We start from the raw sequence: 24,452 nt of genomic DNA, 5'->3' as shown, positions 1-24,452 counted from the left end.
GCTGGATGTCGGATGTCCGATGAGACTTCGACATTCATTATTCGATGTTCAATATTCAATATTGAAAAATTTCCAGAATCATAAAAGACAATTACTATTTAAAACAAGGTTTAGATGCTCCTAACAAGCTCGTAAATCGCACTTCATAAATCGTATTTTCTATGAACCTATTCATACCTAATCCCAAAGAAGCAGAATCGATCCATATCCTAAGAGAAGTGGCGGCGCAGTTTGAGCGTCCGGTTCTGCTTTTTTCCGGGGGAAAAGATTCCATCACCTTGGTGAGATTGGCACAAAAAGCCTTTTTCCCCGCTAAAATCCCTTTTCCACTCTTACATGTGGATACCGGTCATAATTTTCCTGAGACCATTGAGTTCCGGGATCAACTTGTCAAGGAACTGGGCTTGGAGTTGATCGTTAGAAAGGTGCAGGATTCCATCGATCAGGGGAAAGTAAGTGAAGAAAAAGGACGCTATGCCAGCCGAAATACCCTTCAGACTACTACGCTGCTTGATGCGATCGAGGAATTTAAATTTGACGCTTGTATCGGTGGGGCAAGAAGAGATGAGGAAAAAGCCCGGGCTAAAGAGCGGGTATTTTCTGTGAGGGATGATTTTGGCCAATGGGATGAAAAAAATCAGCGTCCGGAGCTTTTCGATATGCTCAACGGTAAAATCCAGGTGGGACAAAATGTCCGTGTATTTCCGATTTCCAATTGGACCGAGTTGGACGTTTGGGAGTATATCCGAACGGAAAATATTTCAATCCCTAGCATCTACTTTGCCCACAAGCGGGAAGTGTTTTTCCGCGATGGCTTGATCTGGACCGCCAATGAGCATGTCTACCGAGAGCCTCATGAAAAAGTCATCGAGAAATGGGTTCGATTCAGAACCGTCGGGGACATGACTTGTACCGCAGCGGTGCTTTCAGAAGCTACGTCTCTAGATGATGTGGTTGCTGAAATTCGGGAATCCAGCATATCCGAGCGGGGAGCAAGAATCGACGACAAGCGATCAGAAGCGGCGATGGAGACAAGGAAGAAGGTAGGATATTTTTGATTTGGAGCGTCATTGCGAAAAGGAGGAACAGCCTGCCCCGTACGAATGTCGGGGACGACGAAGCAATCTTTAAATAAAATAGAAACACCATTGAAATACGGTAGAAATAGGTCCCGCAAGCGGTACGAAATACTTGGCTTGAACCAATGGCTAATATTTCGCCGAACGCAGTGAGGCTTATTTCAAACTATTTCCACCGTATTTCAAAAAGAAGATAAAATGGACATACAAAACCGAAAACTCATCAAAATCGCCACTGCCGGGTCGGTAGATGATGGCAAAAGCACGCTGATTGGGCGTTTGCTTTATGACACGCATTCTTTGACGACGGACAAAATCGAGGCTATTGAAAGAAGTAGTAAGCAGCGGGGTTACGATTATCTGGACTTTTCTCTAGCTACAGACGGTCTCGTGGCTGAGCGGGAGCAGGGAATTACCATCGACGTAGCGCATATTTATTTCAATACCGACAAGACGAACTTCATCGTAGCCGATACTCCAGGTCATGTCGAGTACACCCGAAACATGGTCACAGGAGCCTCCACTTCCCAAGTCGCCATCATCCTGATCGATGCCCGGAAAGGGGTAATCGAGCAGACCTACAGGCATTTTTTTATTGCCAATCTTCTCCGAATGAGCCATGTGGTGGTAGCTATCAATAAGATGGATTTGGTGGATTACAGTGAAGATGTGTTTTTGAAAATCAAGTCTGATTTTGATGCTTTGGTAGCAAAAAGTGACTTTGAGGAGGAGCAAATCACTTTTATCCCATTATCAGCTTTAAAAGGAGAAAATGTCACGAGGAAGTCGGCAGAAATGCCTTGGTATGTCGGTAATACACTTTTGGATCATCTCGAAGTATTGGAGCCGGAAGATCTTCAGGAAAGTACAGCTGCGAGATTTCCAGTACAATTGGTTATTCGTCCCAAGACAGAGGCCTATCATGACTTCCGCGGTTTTTCAGGAAAGTTATATGGTAATTCCCTGACTGTTGGGGATCGAGTTACCCTGCTTCCTTCGGGGACTGAATCCACGATCAAAAGCATACATTTCTTTGATCAGGAATTGGAATCGGCTGCTCCGGGTTCCTCCATTGTACTCACACTTAAAGATGAGGTGGATTGCAGCCGGGGGGATATGATCGTAAAAAGTGGAGAGGCTCCGAAAAGTGAAAAGCTTGTTTCGGCTACTGTCTGTCAAGTCAATTCAAAACCTCTCCAAGTCGGTCAAAAATACACACTGCAACATGGTGTCAATCGGGTTTTGGCTAAAGTGGAGCGCATCGAGGCGAAGGTTCACGCAGACTTTTCAGGAACTGAAGATAGCGATCAATTGAAGCTCAATGATATCGGGAAGGTGCATTTCAAACTGAGTAAAGCGATTCATTTTGATGCTTACCATGAGGCAAAGCCAAACGGAGCCTTTATCCTGATTGATGAAGGAAGTTTTGATACGGTTTCGGTGGGATTTATTCAGTAACAAGACTTCAATATCAAGACACAAGACTTCGATATTCATCATTCGGTGTTCAATATTCGATATTTCAAAACTTCGAACCAGGAACATTGAACCTTAAACCAAAATAACCAGCCTTGACTCTGTCTTGGCTTTTTCTAAAAACATTTACCCTACTTACTCGATAGGGAAATAAAACTATTACGCTATGCAAAGCTTTCGAACCGAACTGGAAAACCCCCTTGTAGAAAAGGATATTGTCGAGTTGGATCGTAAAATCGCTCTTTTCCGAGAAGGGAAAATCGATGAAGAAAAATTCCGTAGTCTTCGTCTTGCCCGAGGTGTCTATGGGCAGCGACAGCAAGGTGTGCAGATGATCCGGATTAAGTTGCCTTATGGAAGAGCCACTTCTACTCAGTTGAGACGGATTTGCAAGGTTTCGGAAGAGTATTCTACCGGAAGGCTACATATCACGACCCGACAAGATATTCAGATTCACTATGTGAGTTTGGATCGAACGCCAGAGCTTTGGGCTGAGTTGGAGAAGGACGACGTCACGCTTCGGGAGGCTTGTGGAAATACGGTTCGCAATGTCACCGCCTCCGAAACTGCCGGTATCGATCCGAAAGAACCCTTTGATGTGACTCCATACGCTGATGCCACCTTCCGGTATTTCCTGAGAAATCCGATTTGCCAGGAAATGGGGAGGAAATTCAAAATGGCATTTTCTTCCTCAGATGAAGACACAGGATTGGCATACATGCATGATTTGGGTTTTATCCCAAAAGTCAAAGAAGTCGATGGAAAGCAAGTTCGTGGCTTCAAAGTTCTGCTAGGTGGAGGTTTGGGTTCCCAGCCGAGACATGGAGATTTGATCACGGAGTTTTTGGAGACGGAGCAGTTGATTCCCTTTATCGAAGCGGTTTTACGCATTTTTGATAGGCATGGGGAAAGAGCCCGAAGAAATAAGGCTCGGATGAAGTTTTTGATTAAGGATTTGGGAATTGAGACCTTTTTGGATTTGGTAGAAAAAGAGAAAAAAGCCCTGCCTTTTCAATCCCATCCGCTTTCCATTGAAAATCAAGAAGAAAAACCGCTACCCAACCCCCAAAAAGTCAAAGTCAGTTCTTCTGAATTGGGTTTGGATTTTGAACTTTGGAAGCTGACCAATGTGCTCCCGCAAAAGCAAGACGGTTACGTTTCCATTGGGGTCCGAGTGCCTTTGGGAGATTTTTATCTAGATCAAGCAAGGCCTCTGGCAGATTTGGTGGAGGAATATGCCGCAGGGGAAATTCGATTTACACTTCGACAGAATATTTTGATTCGGGATGTTCGGGAGGATTTGATTCCATTCTTTTTTCAGGAACTGAAAAAACTCAATCTAGCTCATCGTGGCTATAATTCTCTGGGCGATATCACCGCCTGCCCCGGTACCGATACCTGCAATTTGGGGATTGCTAGCTCAACGGGAATTGCTGTAGAGCTTGAGAAAGTAATTCAAGAAGAATATCCGCAATACCTCAAAAATCAGGGCTTAGTCATCAAAATCTCCGGTTGCATGAATGCCTGCGGGCAGCACAATATGGCTCATATTGGTTTTCAGGGGATGTCCATGCGTGTAGGGAAGACGGTCTTTCCGGCACTCCAGGTTCTTTTAGGTGGGGGGAATCTTGGAGATGGAAAAGGTCGCTTTGCTGATAAAGTAACCAAGATTCCCAGCAAAAGAGGACCTCAGGCACTTCGTGTTTTATTGGATGATTTTGAGCGAAACGGGAATAGTTTACCCTTTCTGGATTACTATGATCAGCAGGGGCAAATGTATTTTTATGATTTGCTGAAAGAATTAGCAGATCCTCCCGGTTTGGAAGATTCGGATCGGATTGATTGGGGGAGAAAGGAAAATTATGAAGTAGCCGTCGGGGTGGGGGAATGTGCCGGAGTGGTGATTGACTTGGTGGCTACCCTGCTGTTGGAGGCCAAAGAAAAGCTCGATTTGGGTCAGGAATCCCTTCAGGAGAAACGATGGTCAGACAGCATTTACCACCACTATGCCGGGCTGATCAATGCTGCAAAAGCGCTTTTGCTGAGTGAGGATGTGAGCACGAATAGCTATGCGAATATTATCAGCTTGTTTGATGAGAAGTTTGTCCAAACCGGCAAAATCCAGTTGAATGGCACTTTCGCAGAGAAAGTCTATCAGATCAATCAACAGGAGCCCAGTGAAGAATTTGCCAGGGCTTATGCTAAGCAGGCAATGGAAATCTATGGAATGCTGAAAACTTATCGGGAAGAGGAGGTGGAAGCATGAGAACCATCATAAATCCAAAGGTAACCCTTGTCGGTGCAGGCCCTGGGGATCCGGAATTGATGACTTTGAAAGGAATTTTGGCGCTGAATACCGCTGATGTGGTTTTGTATGATGCACTGATTGATCCGGTTTTGCTGAAGCATGTGCCAAAGTCTGCCATTAAAATCTTTGTTGGTAAGCGTGTAGGCAAGCATTCGAAGCCTCAGGAAGATACCAACCAACTCTGTGTGAACATGGCAAAAAAATATGGTCATGTAGTTCGATTGAAAGGTGGTGATCCCTTCGTCTTTGGTCGGGGAGGAGAGGAAATCGAATACATCGAGGCCTTTGGAATTTCAACATCTGTCATTCCTGGAATCACTTCCGCTGTGGCTGTTCCAGCAGCTGCCGGAATTCCCGTAACCAAAAGGGGGATCTCAGAAAGTTTCTGGGTAGTGACAGGCACGACTACAACGGGAGAGCTTTCCAGAGACTTAGCATTAGCTGCCCAGTCCACAGCCACAGTAGTAATCTTGATGGGAACCAAAAAACTGGGAGAAATCGTGGAAACTTATCAAAAGGCTGGAAAATCCCATTTACCGGTAGCTATCATTCAAAGTGGAACCACTCAAGAAGAGAAAATAACCGCAGGATTTATCTACGACATCGAACAAAAAGCCCAGGAAAACAAAGTCGAAGCTCCCGCGGTGATCATTTTGGGTGAAGTAGTGCGGGAAAGTATGAGATTGGCAGAGGTGTATCGTGAATTTGTGAAAATGGAAATACGGTAGAAACACACATTGTGAAATACCATAGAAATATACCTCGCGGTGCTTGGTGAAACAGGCTTCCTTCGGTCTCGAAATAGGCCTGTTGCGAAATATAACTCAATCGTTCGTTGAAATGAGTTCGGCTTCGCTTCACGAAATATGCCTTCGGCGAAATACCGTAGAAATACACTTCGCTTCGCTCAGTGAAATATGCTCCCTGGGGTCACAATTTATAACGTAGACCAGTTATTTAAATATTTCGCTCGACGAAGTCGAGCTTATTTCTAATGTATTTCAACCGTATTTCTATCTTAAATCTCTAAAAAATGAATCATCTCTACCCCATTTTCCTCAAAGTCCACGAACTCAACTTACTCCTGATCGGTGGAGGTTTTGTGGCAACTGAAAAGCTGGAATTTCTGCTTAAATCAAGCCCTGAAGCTCAGGTGACCGTGGTTTCCAAGTTTTTCCGCCCCGAGTTTTTGGAATTGGCGGAAGGAAAAGAAAGCGTTACGCTCATCGAAGATGCCTACCATGAAAAATACTTGGGCGGAAAGCATATTGTCATCGCTGCCACAGACGACAAGACTGTAAATCGACAGATTCGAAATGAGGCGAAGGAGCGCTTTCTATTGGTCAATGTGGCAGATACACCCGAACTATGTGATTTTTACTTAGGTGGCATAGTGACCAAGGGAAACCTGAAGATTGCCATTTCCACCAACGGCAAGTCTCCCACGACCGCCAAGCGGCTTCGTCAATTGCTGGAAGAAGTACTCCCTGAGGAAATTGATGATTTATTGGAAAATCTGAATGCATACCGGGCTACGCTCAAAGGAGATTTTGAGTACAAGGTCAAGGCCATGAATGAGGTGACGGAGGAGTTGGTCAGAAGGGAGGCAAGACTCGAGAGGCAAGACTTGAAAAGCTGTAAATTGTGAGTGGTAAATGGTAAGTAGTTTTGAGAAAATCACGTATTAAGTTCCGATTATGTGATTTTTTACACGTTTTCGGAAGGTAAAATGTGATTTATGAATTTCTCCTAATCCTTGAGTGCCAAGAAAACCATGGGATTTTTTTGGTCTTTCATAAAAAGATAAAGCTTATTAGACTCGATGGCGTAGGACTCAACTGCCAATAAACTTTTCTTAATTCTATCCTCAAATTCTAAGATGGGAAATGTAGAGGACCCAATACCCGGATCGTAAACCACATTTTCAGGAGAAAAATTTATTTCCATTTTTCCCTCCGAATCAGCTTGAAAACAGCCATCGATCTGATGATCAAATGAACGAAAACTAAAAGCAGGCAAATCTTCACATCCACCTAAAGAAGATGCTTTTTCCCCAAATTGAAGGGTAATTTTAAAGATATTTATATAATCCTCACCACCCAGTGTAAACCTGGCTGTTCTAGCCAAACAGGTCAGATTGTCAAAAGAAGAACCTTTTTCTGCTTGAAACGCAACAAATTCCCATTTAGATCTCAATTTATAGGAACCCGCCCTATCAGACAGATCAAAACAGCAGATGTCTTTTGGATTGCATTGAAATTTCTGAACGATTGGCTCGAACAGCTCTTCTTCTGGTATTTCTATTGCTGTCTCGCAGGCTGCAAGAAAGAGCAGGAAAGGTAGTATGTGAAAAACTGATTTCATTTTTGATGGGAAGAATTACAGGTAAATGCAACCTAATTTTAAAAGTACATCCAATTGATTATTAATTAACTAGATTGAAAAGAATCTTTTTTTTAAAACGAAAAACAAGCCTTGAAATTATGCCGCCATAGCCAGTTTTCAAAGTTTTTATTTCCTACTCAAAGGGTCGACACCAGTCATTTCCCAATGTCCCAAGGCGATTGGAATACTCCCAATGGCATTCAACTGATCAAAAAAGTTCCGAAGCCGAAATACCTCACCTTTTTCCTCTTTAATTCGGGCATAGTCAGCCAAAGCATTTTCCAAAAGATATTTTCCGGTAATGTAGCTCGAACCGTAGCCAGGCTGCCGCATGTAGAGATGTTGCTCAAATAGCAAGAGTTCCTTTTCTGTTTTCATCCAACCTCTCGGTGTGTAATTCGAGTGAATTCCTCCTGCTTCTACCATGGTCATCTCATTGGCTTGAGCATACAATGAACCCAGTCCCCTTGCTGCCCGCTGAGCTATCATGATGTACACAATTTCCCGCGATCGGGGCGAATCCTTATACAAACCGGCATCCATAAACATTTCTTCCACCGCAGTGGCGGTTCCTTCATTTCTACTATCGAAAATATTATATAAGAGAGGGCCTCTTCGAATCAGGCTTTCATGAGGTTCATTATCCATGATCGCCAACTCAAACCAATGATAAAAATGGGAATAAAGAGGCAGTGGATCGATGTGCATCCCTATCGTAAAAAAGTTCCGCCTTTCTTCCGGGACAAACCTACCCCTGTGCTTGCGCAAAGCTGGCTCAAAGTAGTCTTTTGCGGTCAAAATCTCCTCTTTCTCCAGAAAATTCATCATTTTTTGAATGGACTTTTCGGTCAGTTGCTCAAATTCCTCCGGAGTATTTGCGGCCTCCAGTGGAGGGAGGCCTCGGTTTTGGTGTTCTTCGAGTTTCAGCGAACTCCAGGCTCTTGCCAATTCCCGCTTCAAGATCATCACCTCATCTTCCCAAGTTAAAGGCACCAAATGCACATTTTGGAGATACCAGGTGTAATTCTCCTTCCCGATTCCCGAAGGCCCGTCTTTCTTGGAAGCCTCTGCCTCCAGCCAAGCCACGAAGTCTTTGGTGGAGGATTGAGCTTCTTCTATGGCTTTCTTCAAGTCGGGATCTTTGGTTAGATCCGCTAAAACCAACATGTTTTGCAGGTCTTCGGCCTGCTTCTCGATTGTCGGTACTCCTGCTGCCCAAAGCTCTTTGGCATTTCCCGTAAGGTTGATTTTGGCTTGCGTGTTTAAAGCAGGGATCGAGCGTAATTCAGCTAGAAACTTTGCTTTGCCACTTTCATCCAATGGAAATGAATATTGCCATAGCTCTAGCACTTTGTGATGCGTAGGTCCTTCGTGGTCGGGTACATCACTTCGCTCCATCCAGATTGATTTGTAAAAAGCCGGATCTCTTTCCCAAGGCTTAAGAATTCGGTAATTGAAATCAAATCCATTCATTTCTGCCCAAACAATCCTCCAATCTACCTGCTCAGGAATGCTCCAGCCGGAGGTGTCCATTTGAAGAAGTCTGGTCTGAAGGTCTTGAAATTGAGGCATTCGTTGCTCAAAGGTGGCTTTTCGATAGTCTGGTGCACCTTCATGCAGCGGTGGATTTTCGAATTCCCTCCATTCTGTAAAGAGTGTTTCCAAATCCGAGTAGGTAGCAGTTTTTTTGCCGAGTACAGCGGATGAATTTGGACTGTTTTGGCAGCTGAAGAATAGAGCTAAAACAAGCAGAGGAAATAAGGATAGAAGTCTTCGCATGAGTTTTTGAGGATAGATTTAGGAAAGATAAGTGCTCCTTCTCCAGAATGCAAGATTTGAGGAGTTCGTATGATTAATCACATTCGTCATTTTCCGCTGATCAGAAATTGTGATTAGGTTTCGTTTGAGGTTTTTTATTTCCCCTAGTTCCACTAATTTTGGGCACCATTGAAAAACGCATCAATAATCTAGATTTATGGCATATTTATTTACCTCAGAGTCAGTATCTGAGGGGCATCCGGACAAAATTGCTGATCAAATTTCCGACGCATTGATTGATAACTTTTTGGCTTTTGATCCGAGTTCCAAAGTAGCTTGCGAAACCCTCGTGACCACAGGACAGGTCGTTTTGGCAGGGGAAGTCAAATCCGATATTTATTTGGATGTACAAAAGATAGCCCGAGATGTAATCAACCGAATTGGTTACACGAAGAGTGATTACATGTTTGAAGGGAATTCCTGTGGCGTGCTTTCTGCCATTCATGAGCAGTCAGCAGATATCAATCAAGGAGTAGAACGTCAAAATCCTGAAGAGCAGGGTGCAGGCGATCAAGGAATGATGTTTGGCTATGCGACGAATGAGACTGAAAACTACATGCCGCTGGCTTTAGACCTTTCTCACCGGATTCTTCGCGAATTGGCTGCCATGCGTCGTGAAAACAGCGAGATCACTTACCTCCGTCCGGACTCTAAGGCTCAAGTGACCATCGAATACAGCGATGATAATGTGCCGCAGCGAATTGAGGCAATTGTGATTTCGACTCAGCATGATGATTTCGACACAGAGGAAGCCATGTTGGCCAAAATCAAATCCGATCTGATTTCCAAGCTGATTCCTAGAGTAAAAGCTCAACTGACTGAAGATATTCAAAAGCTTTTCACTTCGGATATCAAATACCATATCAATCCAACCGGTAAATTCGTGATCGGTGGACCTCATGGCGATACCGGATTGACGGGAAGAAAGATCATCGTGGACACCTACGGTGGAAAAGGCGCTCACGGTGGTGGGGCATTCTCTGGAAAAGATCCTTCCAAAGTAGACCGTTCGGCGGCCTACGCTACCCGTCACATTGCCAAAAACATGGTGGCTGCGGGAGTGGCTGACGAGATGTTGGTACAAGTGTCCTATGCGATTGGAGTGGCTGCACCGATGGGTATTTATGTGAATACTTATGGTACTTCGAAAGTAGGAATGACCGATGGGGAAATCGCGAAGAAAATCGAGCAACTCTTCGATATGCGTCCTTATGCCATCGAACAAAGGCTAAAACTCCGCAATCCTATTTATGAAGAAACTGCTGCTTATGGACACATGGGTAGACAGAGTGAGGTAGTCAGCAAGACCTTCTTCTCCCCGTACCGGGACGAAATTACGCTTGATGTAGAGCTCTTCACTTGGGAAAAACTGGACTTTGTGGATCGGATTAAGACCGCTTTTGGAATTTGATTTTAGCTTTTAGAAGCTTAAAACCCCGAGGAAACTTGGGGTTTTTTCTTTTTAAAGCTATTATACCTAAGATTACCTTTAATGTCTGAAGTTTTTTATAGTTTTTAAAATTTCATGAAAGAGGACCTTCTTTTTGAGATTAAGGTTTTGTGAAATACGAGTTTCAATTCCCTTTCCCGCTCATTTTTCCTATCTTTAAGCATATCACCTTTTTCTAAAGAGGGAAAACCCCTTTTCATGTTTTTAACCTAAAACCTACTATGGCAAAAACCATAATTGTATCCAACAGACTTCCTATTTCACTTCGTCACCGCAATGGCCGTTTTGAGTTCAAACCTTCAGCAGGTGGTTTAGCTACCGGCCTTGGCTCCATCTACAAATCCGGTGAAAATATCTGGATTGGCTGGCCTGGAAATACGGTCGAAGATCCCGAGCAGCGGGCAGAAATTATTCTTGAACTCCATGATTTGAAGATGGCCCCCGTCTTCCTTACTCGGGAAGATGTGGAGCAATTTTATGAAGGCTTTAGCAATGAGACACTTTGGCCGGCATTTCATTATTTCACACAATACATGACGTACAATCCCGATCACTGGGAAGCTTATGTCCGCGTCAATCAGAAGTTTTGTGATGCCATCTTAAAGAAGGCAGATGCGGATGATACTATTTGGGTGCATGATTATCAGTTACTTTTGTTGCCACAAATGCTCCGGGAGGTTCTTCCCAATGCGACGATTGCATTTTTTCAACACATTCCTTTCCCATCCTATGAGATCATTCGGATGATTCCTTGGAGAAAACAACTTTTGGAAGGGGTTTGCGGTGCAGATTTGATTGGCTTCCATACCTACGATGATATGCGTCACTTCCTAAGTGCCGTGGGCAGAATCACCGGCCTTTCCAGTGAAAGTGGATACATACAGGCAGAGAATCGCATCATCAATGTGGATTCATTCCCGATGGGAATCGACTACGATAAGTTTGCCAAGCAGGCAAAAAGTCGAAAAACTCAGCGCATTGTTCAGGATTTTAGAAAGCAGGTAGGAGACCAAAAGCTGATCATCACGATCGATCGATTGGATTATTCCAAAGGAATTCCGCAACGTCTCCATGCTTTCACCAAGCTTTTGCAAGACCACAAGGAACTCCACGGAAAAGTCTCCATGATTATGGTTGTAGTACCTAGTAGAGACAAGGTTCAATCCTATAAAGAGTTGCGCGAGGAGATCGATTTACTGGTAGGCCGGATCAATTCCGAGTATTCCACCTTGAATTGGGTGCCCGTTCATTACTTCTATCGAAGTTTTCCATTCGAAGAGCTCAGTGCCTTCTACAATATGTCGGATATCGCTTTGGTTACCCCACTTCGGGACGGGATGAATCTAGTCTGCAAGGAATATGTGGCGAGCAGGACAGATCAAACGGGCGTGTTGATCCTCTCTGAAATGGCTGGAGCATCCAAGGAACTTCAGGATGCAGTCCTAGTCAATCCCAATAATCAACAGGGAGTAGTGGATGCGATCTACGATGCGCTGACTATGGATCCGAAGGAACAAAAGGAACGAATCGCTTCCCTTCAGTCCAGTCTGAAAAAGTATGACATCTTTCAATGGGTGAAGGTCTTTATGGACCGAATTGAGCATGTGAAAGAAAAGCAGGCCGAACTTACCTCGAAAGATGTAGACACCAAGGTGATTAATGAAATTGAAAAATCCTTCAAGTCCGCTAAAAATCCCGTTCTATTCCTGGATTATGATGGGACTTTGACTGGTTTTGTGGCAAATCCCCAGGATGCTAAGCCGGATGCCGAATTGAAAGCCATTGTCAAGGGATTAAGTGAAAAAGCACAGGTAGTAATCATTTCTGGAAGAGATAAGGACACCTTGGGAACTTGGTTCAAAGGTCAAAATATCGATATGATTGCCGAACATGGAGTATGGGTCAAACGAAAAGAAAATAAAGGGGAATGGGAGCTCTATGCAGATGTGGACGACAGTTGGAAGGAGGATATTCGATCAGTGATGGAATATTATGTCCTGCGGACTCCCGGGGCATTTATCGAAGAAAAGCATCATTCCCTTGTTTGGCACTATCGCAAGGTAGAAAGCGGATTGGGTGATCTACGAATGCGCGAACTTTTCAGCCATTTGAAATACATGGCTCGTGGACATAATCTGCAGGTGCTGGAAGGAAATATGGTCCTGGAAATCAAACGGCCTGATATTAATAAAGGTAGGGCTGCCACAGCCCTGATGAAAGGTCAGGAATATGATTTTATCCTAGCAATAGGGGATGACTGGACCGATGAGGATACTTTCAAAGTCATGCCAAAAAGCGCCTATACCATACGTGTGGGATATGCTTACACGCAGGCTAATTACAATATCAAATCATTCCGACAGGTGAGAAATCTCTTGGGTAAGTTGATTTGATGCCAAATTGTGATTATCGGAAAATGATGCCAGTTGATCTCTTTTCTTTGGATGGCTGGCTGGAAGCAGGAAGATTGAAGATCGAAGCTCTGAAATTCTCAACTCCTGTGCTTATTCTGAGCTACATTTGCCTGGTAGAATACAGGCGAAAAATATCCTAAAAATTACGATAGGCTGTATTTGGTTTATTTTGTCAGGCTGAGCGAAGCCGAAGCCAATTGTTTGCTTTTATTCAGCAACGTTTCGACTTCGCCCAACAAGACAAGAATTACCAATAAATGAATTTTATTGAATTCTGGCTTGAATTTCTTCGATTAAACCTTGGTATTTGATCATGATTCTCGACCAATCGCGGAAATATTCATCATCCTTTACTGTGATGACTTCCTTAGTACGATTCGGGTCATTCAGTTCCGCAGCTTGACTCACCAGCTTTACAGCATAGGCCAATTGATCTGAATTTCCTCCCGAACTCACAATAACGCGGGTACGAATCACCGATGAATTGAAATTCTCAACTTGCCAAGAAGTAGTCAGATAGCCCGTATTGAAATCCACGGTTTCTAGGATGTCGAAGTATCTGGTGACGATGGAGGAAAGTATCCTCCAAGCTTCCTCTGCAGAGTAAGCAGAATCAACTGGAACCGTAATACGGACATTGGCAAGGTCAGAAGAAACTGAGTTATCATAGGCCTGATCTCTTGCCATTTCTATCGTTTCCTGAATAGGAGGCTCGTTTCGGTTTGCCTGATTGCAATAGTCCTTGTAATACTTGACAAATCCATCTTTGCTGACTGTCACCCGCACACATTGACCTTTGGGTATTTTGACATCGTACGCTCCTAGTCCCATTCGCTGTCCTTGAATTTCGATGGCAGCATCGCTAGGTACGGTGTTGATTCGAACCAGTCTTTCTTCCAAGGCTACGGTCTCTCGGGTAGGCGGCTCTGGATCAATTCCCGGCTTGTTGCAATAAACTCGCTCATACTCCACAAATCCATCCTTACTCACAGTAACCGTTACACAGTCACCATTTGGGACATTCACATCCTGATTTCCCTTTCCGACCAAATTTCCATTGACAGTCACTGATCCATCAGCTGGCTGAACTTCTACCCGTACCTGTCGGTCCTTCAGTTCGAAATAGTCCCGAATCGGTGGAGTCTCCCGATCAGGAGAGTTGTAGTAAGTTCGTGTCAGAGGAGCAAAACCCGGTTTTCTCACTTCGATCGTCGCTGATCTGTCTTTGGGGATGGTTACGAAAATGGCTTTGGTTCCAATTCTTCTTCCATCTACAAAAATTTCAGCATCAAAGGGTTCAGCGGTCACATCGACTCGTCTCACATCCAAAACCACATTCTGATCTTTATCCCATTTCAGGTCCTTGTCATATTCTTTGATAACAGGTTGATAGCCTGGTTTGGTGATTTTGATTCGGTTTTTTAGGTTTTTCTCCAACTTGTATTCAATGGTACCAGTTCCGAGTTCTTGTTTTTCGGAATCATCGTAATCATTCAAAAGAATGAATTTGGCATCTGAATGGTTGGCGGTAATGGTTAATTTTTGGGCGAAAGTATTAGAAATAAGAAACAACCCAAGTGCTAACAAGGGTAGGAAGTAAATTTTTCTCATGTTGTTTTTGAAGGTTGGGGATTGAGACTGCAATAAATTCAATAAGAATAATTTATGCAACTCATAGCTTTATAGTTTTGTGCAATTCTATGGTTTTTAAGACCAATTTTTCTTTAAAAAATCCAACCAATTGCCATGCATGACCTTTTCGATATCATTTTTTGAATATCCTCTTTTCAAAAGTAAATCCGGGATTTTCTGCAAATCAGCAATCGTTTCCAAATCCCAAGGAGACTGCTCTGATCCAAAAGCCCCGTCCAAATCCGAACCGATTCCGATATGGTTGGCATTCCCTGCGATCTGGCAGATATGGTCTAAATGATCCAAAACGGTAGAAATCCGCACATCTCGTTCCTTTGGGGTGCTTTTTCCTCTTTCCCATCCCGGACTCAGCATCCAGGCATCAAAGGCTCCTCCGATTACCGCTCCCCGGTCGATCAAGGCTTTGATCATCTCGTCAGAAAACTGACGATTATGATCGACCAAAGCCCTGCAGTTGTTATGACTAGCCCAAATCGGTCCCTGAAAAATCTCCAAGGTATCCCAAAATGCCAAATCACATAAATGCGTGGCATCCAGGATAATTCCCAGTTCATCCATTTTTCGGAGCAAGTCTTTTCCAGCCGCATTCAAAGGAGCAGAGGAGTCGGTACCATGAGCATAGCGGCCCGGTCCGTAATGCGCTGGACCCAAAGCCCGTAATCCATATTCGTATGCTTTTTCCAGGTAATCAAGATTGACAATCGAGTCAGCTCCCTCCAAGGAAAGAATAAAGCCTACAGGCTCCTTGCTTTTGTCACTGGATGCATTCCAAATCCCGAGATGAGTCTCAAGTTCCTTCCAATTCTTGATTTGCCTCATTTCTCCTCGCTCCACCATGGTTTGATACCAAGCCAACTGCCCTTGGGTCTGGGCCCAAGCCTGCTCAGGCGAATGCCAACCTGGAAGGGAATTGTCAGGTGCCACATAGCGGGCAATCTGGGTGGCCACGACCAATCCTACATTTCCTTTTCGAAGTTCCGGAAGCGAGACCACCGCATTTCCCCGATCGGGTTTGTCCGTTAAACCTTTCTCCCGTGAATTAATCTCTGAGACAGGTCGGGTCAGGTCCCGATTCCACTCCATGGCATTCATACTCAGGTCTAAATGGGCGTCGATGGTCAGCATGGCTTAGAAGCTTTGAATGATAAAAACGGTGGGGATTTTATGTAGATCGATCGGACTTTTCTTCCAATCCTGAATGCTTTTGGTTTGGATCAGTTCATCTTTGGCTGTTAGATTTTTGGCGATGCAAAGCTTGGTTTGGGGAGAAAGGGTTCGCGTCAAATCCTCCAAGAGCTGGTTGTTGCGAAAGGGTGTCTCCATAAAAATCTGAGCTCGTTTTTCCCGAAGGGACTCAGCTTCCAGCTTTTTCAAAGCAGTGGCTCGCTCCTTTTTGTCAATGGGAAGATAGCCATGGAAAGCAAAAGATTGCCCCGAAAAACCAGAACCCATTAAGGCTAAAAACATGGAACTCGGACCGGATAGTGGAACCACCTGAATTCCTCTCGTGTGGGCATGTGCAACAGCTAGCGCTCCGGGATCGGCTATTCCCGGGCAACCTGCCTCAGAGATGATTCCCACATCGGCTCCCTTGAAAAGCGGCTGAAGGAGTCGATTAATGGATTCAGGAGCAGTGTTTTTATCCAGAATTTCCATGTGGACCTCTTCAAGGTTCACTCCAAGTTTCAGGCTGGAAATATAGCGTCGGGCAGTTCGGAGATTCTCAACTAGGAAAACTTTGGTATGGGCGATCACCTCCTTGACTTGGGGTGTAATCACCTCTTCGGCTGTGTTCTCAGCCAGCACATTAGGGATTAAGAAAAGCTTTCCTTGGGGCATGCGTTCAATTATTTCAAAAATTTCCTTACCTCTTCGATCACCTCAGCAGGCTTCTCTGCATGCAGCCAATGACCTGCTCCATCGATAAATTCCACCTCATAATTAGGGAAATGATAGAGAATGTCCTGCAAGTCGCTTTGCTGAATATAGTCTGAATTTCCTCCTGCTAGAAAAAGAGCTGGACCTTCATATTTACCATCTTCATCCAATGCTTTTCCTACCTCCTCGATATTTTCGGTAATCACGGGAAGATTGATTTTCCAATAAAAACCAGTCCGATCTCTTCCGAGGCTTTTGAGTAAGAATTGCCGGATTCCGGGAATGGAAATATATTGAGCGAGTTGATCATCCGCATCCTTTCGGGAGTGGATTTCAGATAGTTTGATGGAGTTCAAGCCTTCCAAAATCTTCTGATGATGAACTGGGTAGTAGCGGGGTGAAATATCGGCAACAATCAGCTTTTTTACCCGGTCAGGATATTCGATGGCAAAATTCATAGCCGTTTTGCCGCCCATGGAGTGACCCATTAAAAACACCTCACTCAAACCTTCGTCATCCAGAAGCTCTTTCAAGTCCTCTACCATGACACTGTAATTCCACTCCTCATCCTGTGGAGAGTCACCGTGGTTTCGTTGATCTACTAGGTAAAGCGTGAAGTCTTTTTCCAGTTCCCGGGCAATGGAAAACCAATTGTCAGCAGACCCAAAGAGTCCATGAAGAATCACGAGAGGCTGACCGGATCCGGTTTTTCGGAAATTAAGTTTCATCGTTTAGAGAGTTTCATTTGTGGCTGGATTTGAGAATCCAAGTTCTTGAAATCAATTGAAGGCTTCAAATAAAAATCAAAAGCCGATTAACTTCGGCTTTCGATCAAATCTTTGACACATTCTATCCAAGTGTCGTTGGAGTTGAGACTGGGAACTAGATCCCAGTGTTCTCCACCCAATTCCTCGAATTCTTCTTTGTATTCTTCACCTACCTCGACGGTGGTTTCCAGACAGTCGGCCACGAATGCCGGAGAGAAGACTAATACTTTTTTGATTCCTTTTCCAGCCAATTCTTTAATGACATCCTCTGTGTAAGGCTTGACCCATGGATCATTTCCGAGACGGGATTGGAAGCAGGTCGTCACCTTTTCCTCAGGTAGTCCTAGCTTGGCTGCTACCAGTCGGGTGGTTTGGAAGCACTGTGCCCGATAGCAGAATTGATTTTTTGCCCCATATTTATTGCAGCAGGAGCCCAGCTTGCAGTAGTTGTCTACCGAGCCCTTGCGAATCTGTCGCTCTGGCAAACCATGATAAGAGAAGACAAAATGCTCGTAGTCTCCTTTTTCCATCATTTCCCGTCCCAATTCTTCCCAGGCCTGCAAAAAGAGTGGATGCTCCACAAAGTTGCTGATGAATGAGATCTCAGGGATAATCTGCCAGCCACGGGCAATCTCCATGACACGATCGATCACGGAGCCATTGGTAGCCGAAGCGTACTGAGGGAAAAGAGGCAAAACGATGATTTTTCGCACTTTTTCTGCCATCAACTCATTGAGTCCTTGCTCAATACTAGGGCTCTGATAGCGCATGGCGATTTTTACCAAATACTTATCGGGATCGAGTTTGGGAATCAATTTGTCCCGAAGGTCCTCTGTATGGAAAAGCAAAGGTGAGCCTCGGTCAGTCCAGAGTTTTCTATATTCTTTGGCGGACTTAGGTGCCCTGAAAGGAGCAATGATCAGATTGACCAGCATCCAACGGGGGATGAAAGGAAAGTCAATGACGCGCCCGTCCATCAAGAATTCGCGAAGGTATTTACGTACGTCTCCGGTGGCGGTACTGTCCGGAGTTCCCAAATTGACGAGCAAAACGCCAATTTTCTGTGCTTTTGGCATGATTGGTTTGGTAAATCGGTGAGTGTTTACAACTCAAAATTAAGCCTGAAAGTTAATTCAAACCAATAGAACAAATTGATGAAGGATTGATAAAGCTGTTAGATCTTGAGATTTCCCGCCCATTTCATCAATGGGCCAGAGGCAATACTTGATACTAAAGCCAAGATTACCAGGCCGATAAAGAGCGAATCAGAGACCAGTCCGTACTCTAAGGCAATCAATCCCAAAATAATATCCATACTTCCTCGTGTACTCAATCCAAAACCTGTGATGATGGACTGCTTTCGCCCCACACCGGCAAAACGCCCACCGATGTAGGCTCCATAATATTTGGTCAGCAATCCTACTACCACCACAACTCCCGTGACTCCGAGGTCAAAGCTTTCAATGAAATTCACTTTCAAACCGATGGATACAAAGAAGATCGGGGCGAAAATATTATTGATAAACTGATGTAAGATTTCCTTGGCTTTTTCTGTCAAATGATCAGAGTCTCCCAGTGCCACACCAATGATAAATGCGCCAAAAATGGCATGGATTCCAATAAACTCGGTAAAGGATGCGGCAAGGAAACACAAGGCTAAGGAAAGTGAAAGTAGACCGCCTGGCCAGGCGAGTTTTTTATTGACCCAAGGGAGCGTTTTGTTGATTAGTCCTTTTCCGACAGTGAGCATGACCAGAGTAAACAAGAGGGTCAAGCCAATCGTCGGCCAAACGCCCAAGCCACCACTGCTACTTTCGGAGAGCGAAAGGATAACCGAAAATACAATCCATCCCAATACATCGACAATCATCGCTCCTGCTATGATTAGTAGGCCCGTTTGGGTTTTGAAAAGGTTGAGATCCATCAAAACCCGCGCGACTACAGCCAGGGCTGTGATACTAATGGCCAAGCCGAAAAAGGTGGAGGCTACGATTCGGTCATTGATATTGACCCCGAGAAACTCGGGGAAGGCATAGGCTACCACAAAGCCCGCGATGATAGGTAAGACCATCGAGGCGACTGCGATTTGCAGGGCATTTTTACCCTGACTCCACACAATCTGCAACTCCACTTCCAAGCCTGCAATGAAGAGCAAAAGGACTACCGAAATCTGCACAAAGCCATCGAGGGCAATATTTGTTGTCTCGGGATTAGCGGCAAAAAGGTAGGTGTGGAATTCTGGGAAAAGGGTTCCCAAAATGGTAGGTCCTAGAATAATACCTGCTAGTATTTCGCCCACCACGGCAGGCTGCTTGAGCTGCCTTGCAATCTCAGCGAAGACTCTTGCCATGATGAGCATGGCAGCAATTTGTAACAGGAGATTGATAACCTCCTTATGGTTCAAAGTTTCCATGGAGGTTTATTTTTTGACGATTAGAAGATTACAAGGTAAGGTACTGAGTAGTTCTTCGAGATCGTGAGGGAAGAGTCGGTCAAAGAAGTTTAGTCGGCGATCATCACCGACCACGAGCAAGTTGGCATCTGTCTTTTCGCAGAATCTCGCCAGCTCTACGGCCCACTTTCCTCCGGTTACCTTGATGTTTATTTTCAAATTTCCCTTGTCTAGTTTGTCAATGATTTTTTCTACGTACTCGATCTCATTTTGGACGAGTCGTCTGCGGGTTTGGGAGATTTCATCTTCCGAATCTTCTCCTGCTGTACCCATTTGGAGGCCATAAAGTTTTATTTCATTCAAAATAGAAACTAAGTCCGCCTTTACTATTTTGGAAAACTCCAGTCCCTGTTCGATAACTTGTGGGGTAAACTCCAGCTGGGTCCCATTGATGACAATTCGTGAAAATTCAGAAGTTTCTACTTTTGGCTCGATCAAAGTCAAAACGGAACAAGGAGCTTTTCGGATGATTTTTCTTCCGACTGTTCCCATGTAGTACTTGAAAAGCCCTTCCTGCTTCAATGCTCCTGCCACTAGCAAGTCCACTTTTTCTTCCTCACAGGCCTTGAGAATCATTTTGACAGGTTTTCCCTCAAGCCATAAAACTTTGATTCGTAGCTTGTCGCATCCATGGCGTTGTAAAAGCTGATCGAGCTTTTCTTCCAATTGAGGCGTTTTAGTGCCCACATGAATAAGCAACAATTCAGTGTCAAAAAGCAAGACTAGCCGTTTGACCTCGGCAATCAAGGCCTCTATTCTTGGGGAAAAGGCAATGGCCAAAGCTATTTTAGTGTACATAAGACGCGGGGAGTTTTGACTAAATAATAAAATTTTCAGCTTGCGTCCAATTAAAATTTTCTACCCATTTATCATTTCCTATCTCCATTCAAGCTTTTTTGGGCTTTCAGAAGTAAGTCTTGGTGCTTATCTGGATATATTTTGATAAAATTAGGCAGTGATGATCGAATTCACCTGTAATTAAATCCCATTAGTTTATGAGAAAATTTCTTTTCAGCTGCCTGCTTGCTGGAAGTGTTTCTGTCGCCGGGTCAGCTTGGGCCCAAGGCGATTATCCTACACTTTCACAGCTGGAGCAGCGACTTCAAAAAATTGGCTCGAGTGCCAATGCCAACCTTCAAAAACTCGGGCAAACCTCAAGTGGTAAGGATGTTTGGGTTCTGAAAGTCGGAACCGGTGACATGGACCAGAAACCAGCCATTGCTGTGGTCGGTGGAGTGGAAGGTTTTCATGTCTTGAGTGTGGAATTAGCCACGCAGTTTGCCGAGCGATTGGTTAGTGAGCATGCTGAAGCATTGGAGGAGACTACCTTTTATATTTTTCCAAATATGTCTCCTGATGCCTATGAGCAGTATCACGCAAGTCTGAACTATGAGCGTCGCGGTAATGCTACTGCTGTCGATCATGACCGGGATGGCACTCCTGGAGATAATGGTTATACCGATTTGAACGGGGACGGCTTTATTACCTGGATGCGCGTGGAGGATCCGATGGGAGATTACAAAGTTTCTGATGAGGATGAGCGTGTATTGGTCAAAGCTGATCGCAGCAAAGGCGAGGCTGGACAGTTCCTGGTTTACAAAGAGAGTAAGGATGATGACCAAGACGGAAAGTTTGCAGAGGATTTGAAAGAGGGAATAGCTTTCAATAAATCCCTGACCTACAAATTCCCGGTTTTCGAACCTTTAGCTGGAGATATTCCGGTTTCGCAGCCGGAGACAAGAGCCATGCTTGATTATCTTTTTGAGCAGTGGAATATTTTCGCTTTTGTGACCTTTTCTCCTGCCAACAATCTCTCTTCCCCGCTGAAGTACAATGCGCAAAATGCTCGAAAGAGAGTGGTGACCTCCATTTTGCAGAAAGATGAGGCTATCAACGCCATGGTCTCAGAAATGTACAAGAGTACGGTTTCTCAAAAAGCTTTTCAGCAGAATAATCAGGGAACAGACGGAGATTTCTTTCAGTGGGCATATTTCCATTTTGCTCGCTTGAGCTTTGGTACACCAGGATATTGGACACCTGAATTCAAAGGCAAATCCAATGCTGAAGCCAACTATTTAGCTTGGGCAGATTCGCTTGGTTGGAATGATGTATTTGTACCTTGGACGGAGATTTCTCATCCAGATTTTCCAGGCAAAAAAGTAGAGGTAGGAGGGATCAAGCCTTTTGTAATGGCAAATCCTCCCTACGAAAAGGTAGATGAAATAGCCGAAGAGCATACGGAATTCATCCTCAAGCTGGCAGAAATGCAGCCGAATCTGGAAGTACAAAATCTCAAAATCGAATCTATCGGAAATGGTTTGACCCGGATTTCCTTGGATTTGTTTAATAATTCACCCCTTCCTACTCATTCGGAGATGGGTGAGCGCTCTCGATGGCTGCGAAAAATCCGAATTGATTTAGGAGCGGATTCTGATCGATTGATTTCAGGAGAAAAGATCCAATTGATTGACTCTATTGATGCCTACGGAAAAGCCAGTCTTAGCTGGATCATCCGTGGAAAAGGAGATGTCAGCTTCAAAGCCGGTGCTCCTCATGCAGGTTTCATCAATGCAACTTTCAAACTCTAAAGCCATGAAGAAGATGAATATAAAAAATACAATCCTTGCCTTGGCTTTGGGCGCAGCGAGTCTGGCAAGTATCGAATCAAGCGCGCAGCAAAAGTTTTTCAAAGCGGTAGGTTCTCCGCACATGCCAAAGGTAGAAGCGGCTTGGAACCGCTACTACACTTATGAAGGCCTTGTGGAAGTGATGCAAAAGATCGCTAAGGCACATCCTGATTTGGCGAAAATCGAATCCATCGGCAAATCTTACGAAGGTCGGGATATTATGACCCTGACCATTACGGATTTTTCCGCAGGGAAGGACACCGATAAGCCTGCCATGTGGATCGATGGAAACATTCACTCCAATGAGATTCAGGGAGCTGAATTTGCGCTTTACACCGCCTGGTACCTAACTGAGATGCATGCAGATACGGAATTTATCCAGGAGTTGCTTCGGGATAAAACGTTCTACATCACACCAACCATCAATCCGGATGCGCGAAATGACTTTTTCCTAAAGCCAAATACCCAAAACACCCCTCGATCCGGAGTTATTCCTTTGGATAATGATGGTGATGGTCAGGCAGCTGAGGATGAAATGGACGACTTGGATGGAGATGGCCATATTACCCAGATGATCCGGAAATCTCCTACTGGTCGCTACATCAAAGACCCTCTGGATCCTCGACGATTGATGCCTGTCGGACCGGATCAGGTGGGAGAGTATGAAATTCTCGGTCAGGAAGGAACTGATCTAGACGGAGACGGTCGTATCAACGATGATGATGTCGGCTACTATGATCCCAACCGGGATTGGGGCTGGAACTGGCAGCCGGACTACATCCAAAGAGGTGCCATGCGCTATCCATTCACACTTCCAGAAAATCGCTCGGTGATGGAGTTTGTGATGAAGCATCCCAATATTGCGGGAGCTCAGAGTTATCACAACTATGGAGGAATGATCCTTCGTGGTCCTGGTGCCGAAGAGGATGTGAATACTTACAACCGAGAGGATATCCGAATCTACGATGCCATTGCCAAAAAAGGCGAAGAAATGATGCCAGGCTATCGTTACCTCACAGTTTACAAGGATCTATATTCAGTGTTTGGAGGGGAATTGGATTGGTTTTATGGGAATCGTGGGATTTTCACCTATTCCAATGAGTTGATGATTTCCTATCTCTACTTCCATCAAAATGCCGGTAGAGGCAATCAGGAAGAGCAGTTGAAAGTCGATCAGTTACTGACTTTCGGAGATGCCTTTGTGGATTGGGCAAGCTACAATCACCCACAATATGGTGAGATTGAGATTGGAGGTTTTAAGAAAACCTTTGGACGAGCCCATCCAGGATTCTTGCTAGAGCAGGATGCGCATCGAAACTCAGCCTTTACCATCTATCATGCCTACCACACGCCGAAGCTATCGGTGATGGATGTAAGCGAAGAGGACCTTGGTGGTGGATTGAAAGCGATTACGGCTACTATTTTTAATGAACGAATGATGCCAACACACTCCTCGCAGGATTTGAAGTACAATATCGAGCGTCCGGACTATGTTTCCATTTCCGGGGCTAAAGTTGTCGCAGGCTTTGTGGTAGAAAATGAAGACTTCAAGCGCTACCAAGAACAAAAACTTCGACCAGAGCGCATTGCGGTGGACAATATCCCAGGAATGAGTGCGGTGAAAGTGAGATGGATAGTATCTTCTGCTTCCAACTACAGTATCACCGTCGATTCCGCCAAAGGTGGAAAGGCGAGTTGGAGTAAGTAATCATCCATTTCTTATGGTCCTAAAATCCCGCTATCGAATGTTAGCGGGATTTTTTTTGGGAAATAACTAAAACGATTGCTGTATTCTTGGTGGCTTTTTAGGGTCCAATAGCCAGGAGTTCAAGATCATTTGAGTAAATTTTTACTAAAAGTGGATAATTCGCTTTCGCTATTCAAAAGTTTGAATTCTTCCTTCTTTGATTAAAAGTTTTGAATTTTTGTGCCCGATGATTCAGTTTTTTCTCATAATCAGCAGTTTAGAAAAAGTCTATTCTTGACAAGTTGTCAAGAAAACTTTAAATTGCTGAAAAATTTCGTATGATAATTACTATGCACATCGGCGAATTTAAATCACGCTTTTCTGAGGTTGTGGAAATGATCAAAGAAGGCAAACTCATCCGTGTGATTAAAGGAAAGTCCGGGGAATTGGTAGGTTAT

At 44.4% G+C, this 24,452-nt stretch carries 19 protein-coding genes; 10 read left to right on the top strand and 9 right to left on the bottom strand.

All coding sequences use genetic code 11. The features are described 5' to 3' along the window. The first annotated feature begins 161 nt into the window (after positions 1 to 161). The 5 genes from cysD (at position 162) to OU792_RS10585 (ending at position 6,511) form a co-directional block, all read left to right on the top strand. The gene (gene cysD / locus OU792_RS10605) at positions 162 to 1,058 is read left to right on the top strand and encodes a sulfate adenylyltransferase subunit CysD (RefSeq protein WP_134199660.1); all 897 of its coding nucleotides are present in this window, start codon (positions 162 to 164) and stop codon (positions 1,056 to 1,058) included. 219 nt (positions 1,059 to 1,277) lie between these two features. Continuing rightward, positions 1,278 to 2,537 carry a sulfate adenylyltransferase subunit 1 gene (locus tag OU792_RS10600; protein WP_274670152.1) on the top strand — a complete coding sequence of 420 codons (1,260 nt, stop codon included), beginning with the start codon at positions 1,278 to 1,280 and terminating at the stop codon, positions 2,535 to 2,537. Between the two features lie 184 nt (positions 2,538 to 2,721). Beyond that, a complete protein-coding gene (locus tag OU792_RS10595) occupies positions 2,722 to 4,821 on the top strand; it encodes a nitrite reductase (protein WP_274670151.1) in 2,100 nt (699 codons plus the stop codon). After that, on the top strand, positions 4,818 to 5,591 hold the full coding sequence (gene cobA, locus OU792_RS10590; protein ID WP_134199665.1) for a uroporphyrinogen-III C-methyltransferase: 774 nt from the start codon (positions 4,818 to 4,820) through the stop codon (positions 5,589 to 5,591). Before OU792_RS10595 ends, cobA begins: the two co-directional genes overlap by 4 nt. Before the next feature lie 305 nt (positions 5,592 to 5,896). Then, entirely contained in the window at positions 5,897 to 6,511 is a 615-nt protein-coding gene (locus OU792_RS10585; RefSeq protein ID WP_134199667.1) for a precorrin-2 dehydrogenase/sirohydrochlorin ferrochelatase family protein, read from the top strand. 101 nt (positions 6,512 to 6,612) lie between these two features. On the opposite strand, the gene OU792_RS10580 is transcribed toward OU792_RS10585, so the two are convergent. Further along, on the bottom strand, positions 6,613 to 6,990 hold the full coding sequence (locus OU792_RS10580) for a hypothetical protein (RefSeq protein WP_208325257.1): 378 nt from the start codon (positions 6,988 to 6,990) through the stop codon (positions 6,613 to 6,615). A gap of 384 nt (positions 6,991 to 7,374) precedes the next feature. Next, the gene (locus tag OU792_RS10575) at positions 7,375 to 9,027 is read right to left on the bottom strand and encodes a hypothetical protein (RefSeq protein WP_274670150.1); all 1,653 of its coding nucleotides are present in this window, start codon (positions 9,025 to 9,027) and stop codon (positions 7,375 to 7,377) included. Between the two features lie 196 nt (positions 9,028 to 9,223). On the opposite strand from OU792_RS10575, the gene metK reads away from it, so the two are divergent. The 3 genes from metK (at position 9,224) to OU792_RS10560 (ending at position 13,070) form a co-directional block, all read left to right on the top strand. After that, entirely contained in the window at positions 9,224 to 10,477 is a 1,254-nt protein-coding gene (gene metK, locus OU792_RS10570) for a methionine adenosyltransferase (RefSeq protein WP_026947759.1), read from the top strand. Between the two features lie 260 nt (positions 10,478 to 10,737). Then, complete coding sequence (locus OU792_RS10565; protein ID WP_274670149.1) at positions 10,738 to 12,909, top strand: bifunctional alpha,alpha-trehalose-phosphate synthase (UDP-forming)/trehalose-phosphatase; 2,172 nt, start codon at positions 10,738 to 10,740, stop codon at positions 12,907 to 12,909. A 23-nt stretch (positions 12,910 to 12,932) separates the two neighbouring features. Further along, positions 12,933 to 13,070 (top strand): hypothetical protein, encoded by a 138-nt coding sequence (locus OU792_RS10560; RefSeq protein WP_208325258.1) that lies wholly within the window; start codon positions 12,933 to 12,935, stop codon positions 13,068 to 13,070. A 124-nt stretch (positions 13,071 to 13,194) separates the two neighbouring features. Here the strand turns inward: OU792_RS10560 and OU792_RS10555 are convergent, their stop codons facing one another. The 7 genes from OU792_RS10555 to OU792_RS10525 all read right to left on the bottom strand — a co-directional run bounded on the left by OU792_RS10555 (position 13,195) and on the right by OU792_RS10525 (position 20,478). Then, complete coding sequence (locus OU792_RS10555; RefSeq protein ID WP_274670148.1) at positions 13,195 to 14,541, bottom strand: PEGA domain-containing protein; 1,347 nt, start codon at positions 14,539 to 14,541, stop codon at positions 13,195 to 13,197. A 96-nt stretch (positions 14,542 to 14,637) separates the two neighbouring features. Next, positions 14,638 to 15,708 (bottom strand): dipeptidase, encoded by a 1,071-nt coding sequence (locus tag OU792_RS10550; RefSeq protein WP_274670147.1) that lies wholly within the window; start codon positions 15,706 to 15,708, stop codon positions 14,638 to 14,640. Between the two features lie 3 nt (positions 15,709 to 15,711). After that, positions 15,712 to 16,422, bottom strand: a complete 711-nt coding sequence (locus tag OU792_RS10545; protein WP_274670146.1) for an SAM-dependent methyltransferase — start codon at positions 16,420 to 16,422, stop codon at positions 15,712 to 15,714. 8 nt (positions 16,423 to 16,430) lie between these two features. After that, positions 16,431 to 17,189, bottom strand: coding sequence for an alpha/beta fold hydrolase (locus tag OU792_RS10540; RefSeq protein ID WP_274670145.1), 759 nt, complete (start codon positions 17,187 to 17,189; stop codon positions 16,431 to 16,433). Between the two features lie 86 nt (positions 17,190 to 17,275). Further along, the gene (gene hemH / locus OU792_RS10535; RefSeq protein ID WP_100629240.1) at positions 17,276 to 18,304 is read right to left on the bottom strand and encodes a ferrochelatase; all 1,029 of its coding nucleotides are present in this window, start codon (positions 18,302 to 18,304) and stop codon (positions 17,276 to 17,278) included. 98 nt (positions 18,305 to 18,402) lie between these two features. Beyond that, positions 18,403 to 19,641 (bottom strand): cation:proton antiporter, encoded by a 1,239-nt coding sequence (locus tag OU792_RS10530; protein ID WP_100629241.1) that lies wholly within the window; start codon positions 19,639 to 19,641, stop codon positions 18,403 to 18,405. Positions 19,642 to 19,647: 6 nt separating this feature from the next. Beyond that, positions 19,648 to 20,478: a universal stress protein gene (locus OU792_RS10525; protein ID WP_026947767.1), complete on the bottom strand. Its 831-nt coding sequence runs from the start codon at positions 20,476 to 20,478 to the stop codon at positions 19,648 to 19,650. Positions 20,479 to 20,675: 197 nt separating this feature from the next. Here OU792_RS10525 and OU792_RS10520 point away from each other — a divergent pair, with 197 nt between their 5' ends. Continuing rightward, positions 20,676 to 22,268, top strand: a complete 1,593-nt coding sequence (locus OU792_RS10520) for a M14 family metallopeptidase (RefSeq protein WP_274670144.1) — start codon at positions 20,676 to 20,678, stop codon at positions 22,266 to 22,268. Between the two features lie 13 nt (positions 22,269 to 22,281). Further along, entirely contained in the window at positions 22,282 to 24,015 is a 1,734-nt protein-coding gene (locus tag OU792_RS10515) for a M14 family metallopeptidase (protein WP_274670173.1), read from the top strand. Positions 24,016 to 24,452 lie beyond the last annotated feature (437 nt).

The sequence above is a fragment of the Algoriphagus sp. NF genome (genome assembly GCF_028823735.1).
Taxonomy (GTDB): Bacteria; Bacteroidota; Bacteroidia; order Cytophagales; family Cyclobacteriaceae; genus Algoriphagus; species Algoriphagus marincola.
The sequence above is the reverse complement of the archived record's forward strand: the minus strand, read 5'-3'. Positions and strand labels throughout refer to the sequence as shown.

Coding starts and splice junctions, on each gene's coding strand:
- cysD (WP_134199660.1), top strand. CDS start 162: ATGAACCTATTCATACCTAATCCCAAAGAAGCAGAATCGATCCATATC.
- OU792_RS10600 (WP_274670152.1), top strand. CDS start 1,278: ATGGACATACAAAACCGAAAACTCATCAAAATCGCCACTGCCGGGTCG.
- OU792_RS10595 (WP_274670151.1), top strand. CDS start 2,722: ATGCAAAGCTTTCGAACCGAACTGGAAAACCCCCTTGTAGAAAAGGAT.
- cobA (WP_134199665.1), top strand. CDS start 4,818: ATGAGAACCATCATAAATCCAAAGGTAACCCTTGTCGGTGCAGGCCCT.
- OU792_RS10585 (WP_134199667.1), top strand. CDS start 5,897: ATGAATCATCTCTACCCCATTTTCCTCAAAGTCCACGAACTCAACTTA.
- OU792_RS10575 (WP_274670150.1), bottom strand. CDS start 9,027: ATGCGAAGACTTCTATCCTTATTTCCTCTGCTTGTTTTAGCTCTATTC.
- metK (WP_026947759.1), top strand. CDS start 9,224: ATGGCATATTTATTTACCTCAGAGTCAGTATCTGAGGGGCATCCGGAC.
- OU792_RS10565 (WP_274670149.1), top strand. CDS start 10,738: ATGGCAAAAACCATAATTGTATCCAACAGACTTCCTATTTCACTTCGT.
- OU792_RS10560 (WP_208325258.1), top strand. CDS start 12,933: ATGATGCCAGTTGATCTCTTTTCTTTGGATGGCTGGCTGGAAGCAGGA.
- OU792_RS10555 (WP_274670148.1), bottom strand. CDS start 14,541: ATGAGAAAAATTTACTTCCTACCCTTGTTAGCACTTGGGTTGTTTCTT.
- OU792_RS10550 (WP_274670147.1), bottom strand. CDS start 15,708: ATGCTGACCATCGACGCCCATTTAGACCTGAGTATGAATGCCATGGAG.
- OU792_RS10545 (WP_274670146.1), bottom strand. CDS start 16,422: ATGCCCCAAGGAAAGCTTTTCTTAATCCCTAATGTGCTGGCTGAGAAC.
- OU792_RS10540 (WP_274670145.1), bottom strand. CDS start 17,189: ATGAAACTTAATTTCCGAAAAACCGGATCCGGTCAGCCTCTCGTGATT.
- hemH (WP_100629240.1), bottom strand. CDS start 18,304: ATGCCAAAAGCACAGAAAATTGGCGTTTTGCTCGTCAATTTGGGAACT.
- OU792_RS10530 (WP_100629241.1), bottom strand. CDS start 19,641: ATGGAAACTTTGAACCATAAGGAGGTTATCAATCTCCTGTTACAAATT.
- OU792_RS10525 (WP_026947767.1), bottom strand. CDS start 20,478: ATGTACACTAAAATAGCTTTGGCCATTGCCTTTTCCCCAAGAATAGAG.
- OU792_RS10520 (WP_274670144.1), top strand. CDS start 20,676: ATGAGAAAATTTCTTTTCAGCTGCCTGCTTGCTGGAAGTGTTTCTGTC.
- OU792_RS10515 (WP_274670173.1), top strand. CDS start 22,282: ATGAATATAAAAAATACAATCCTTGCCTTGGCTTTGGGCGCAGCGAGT.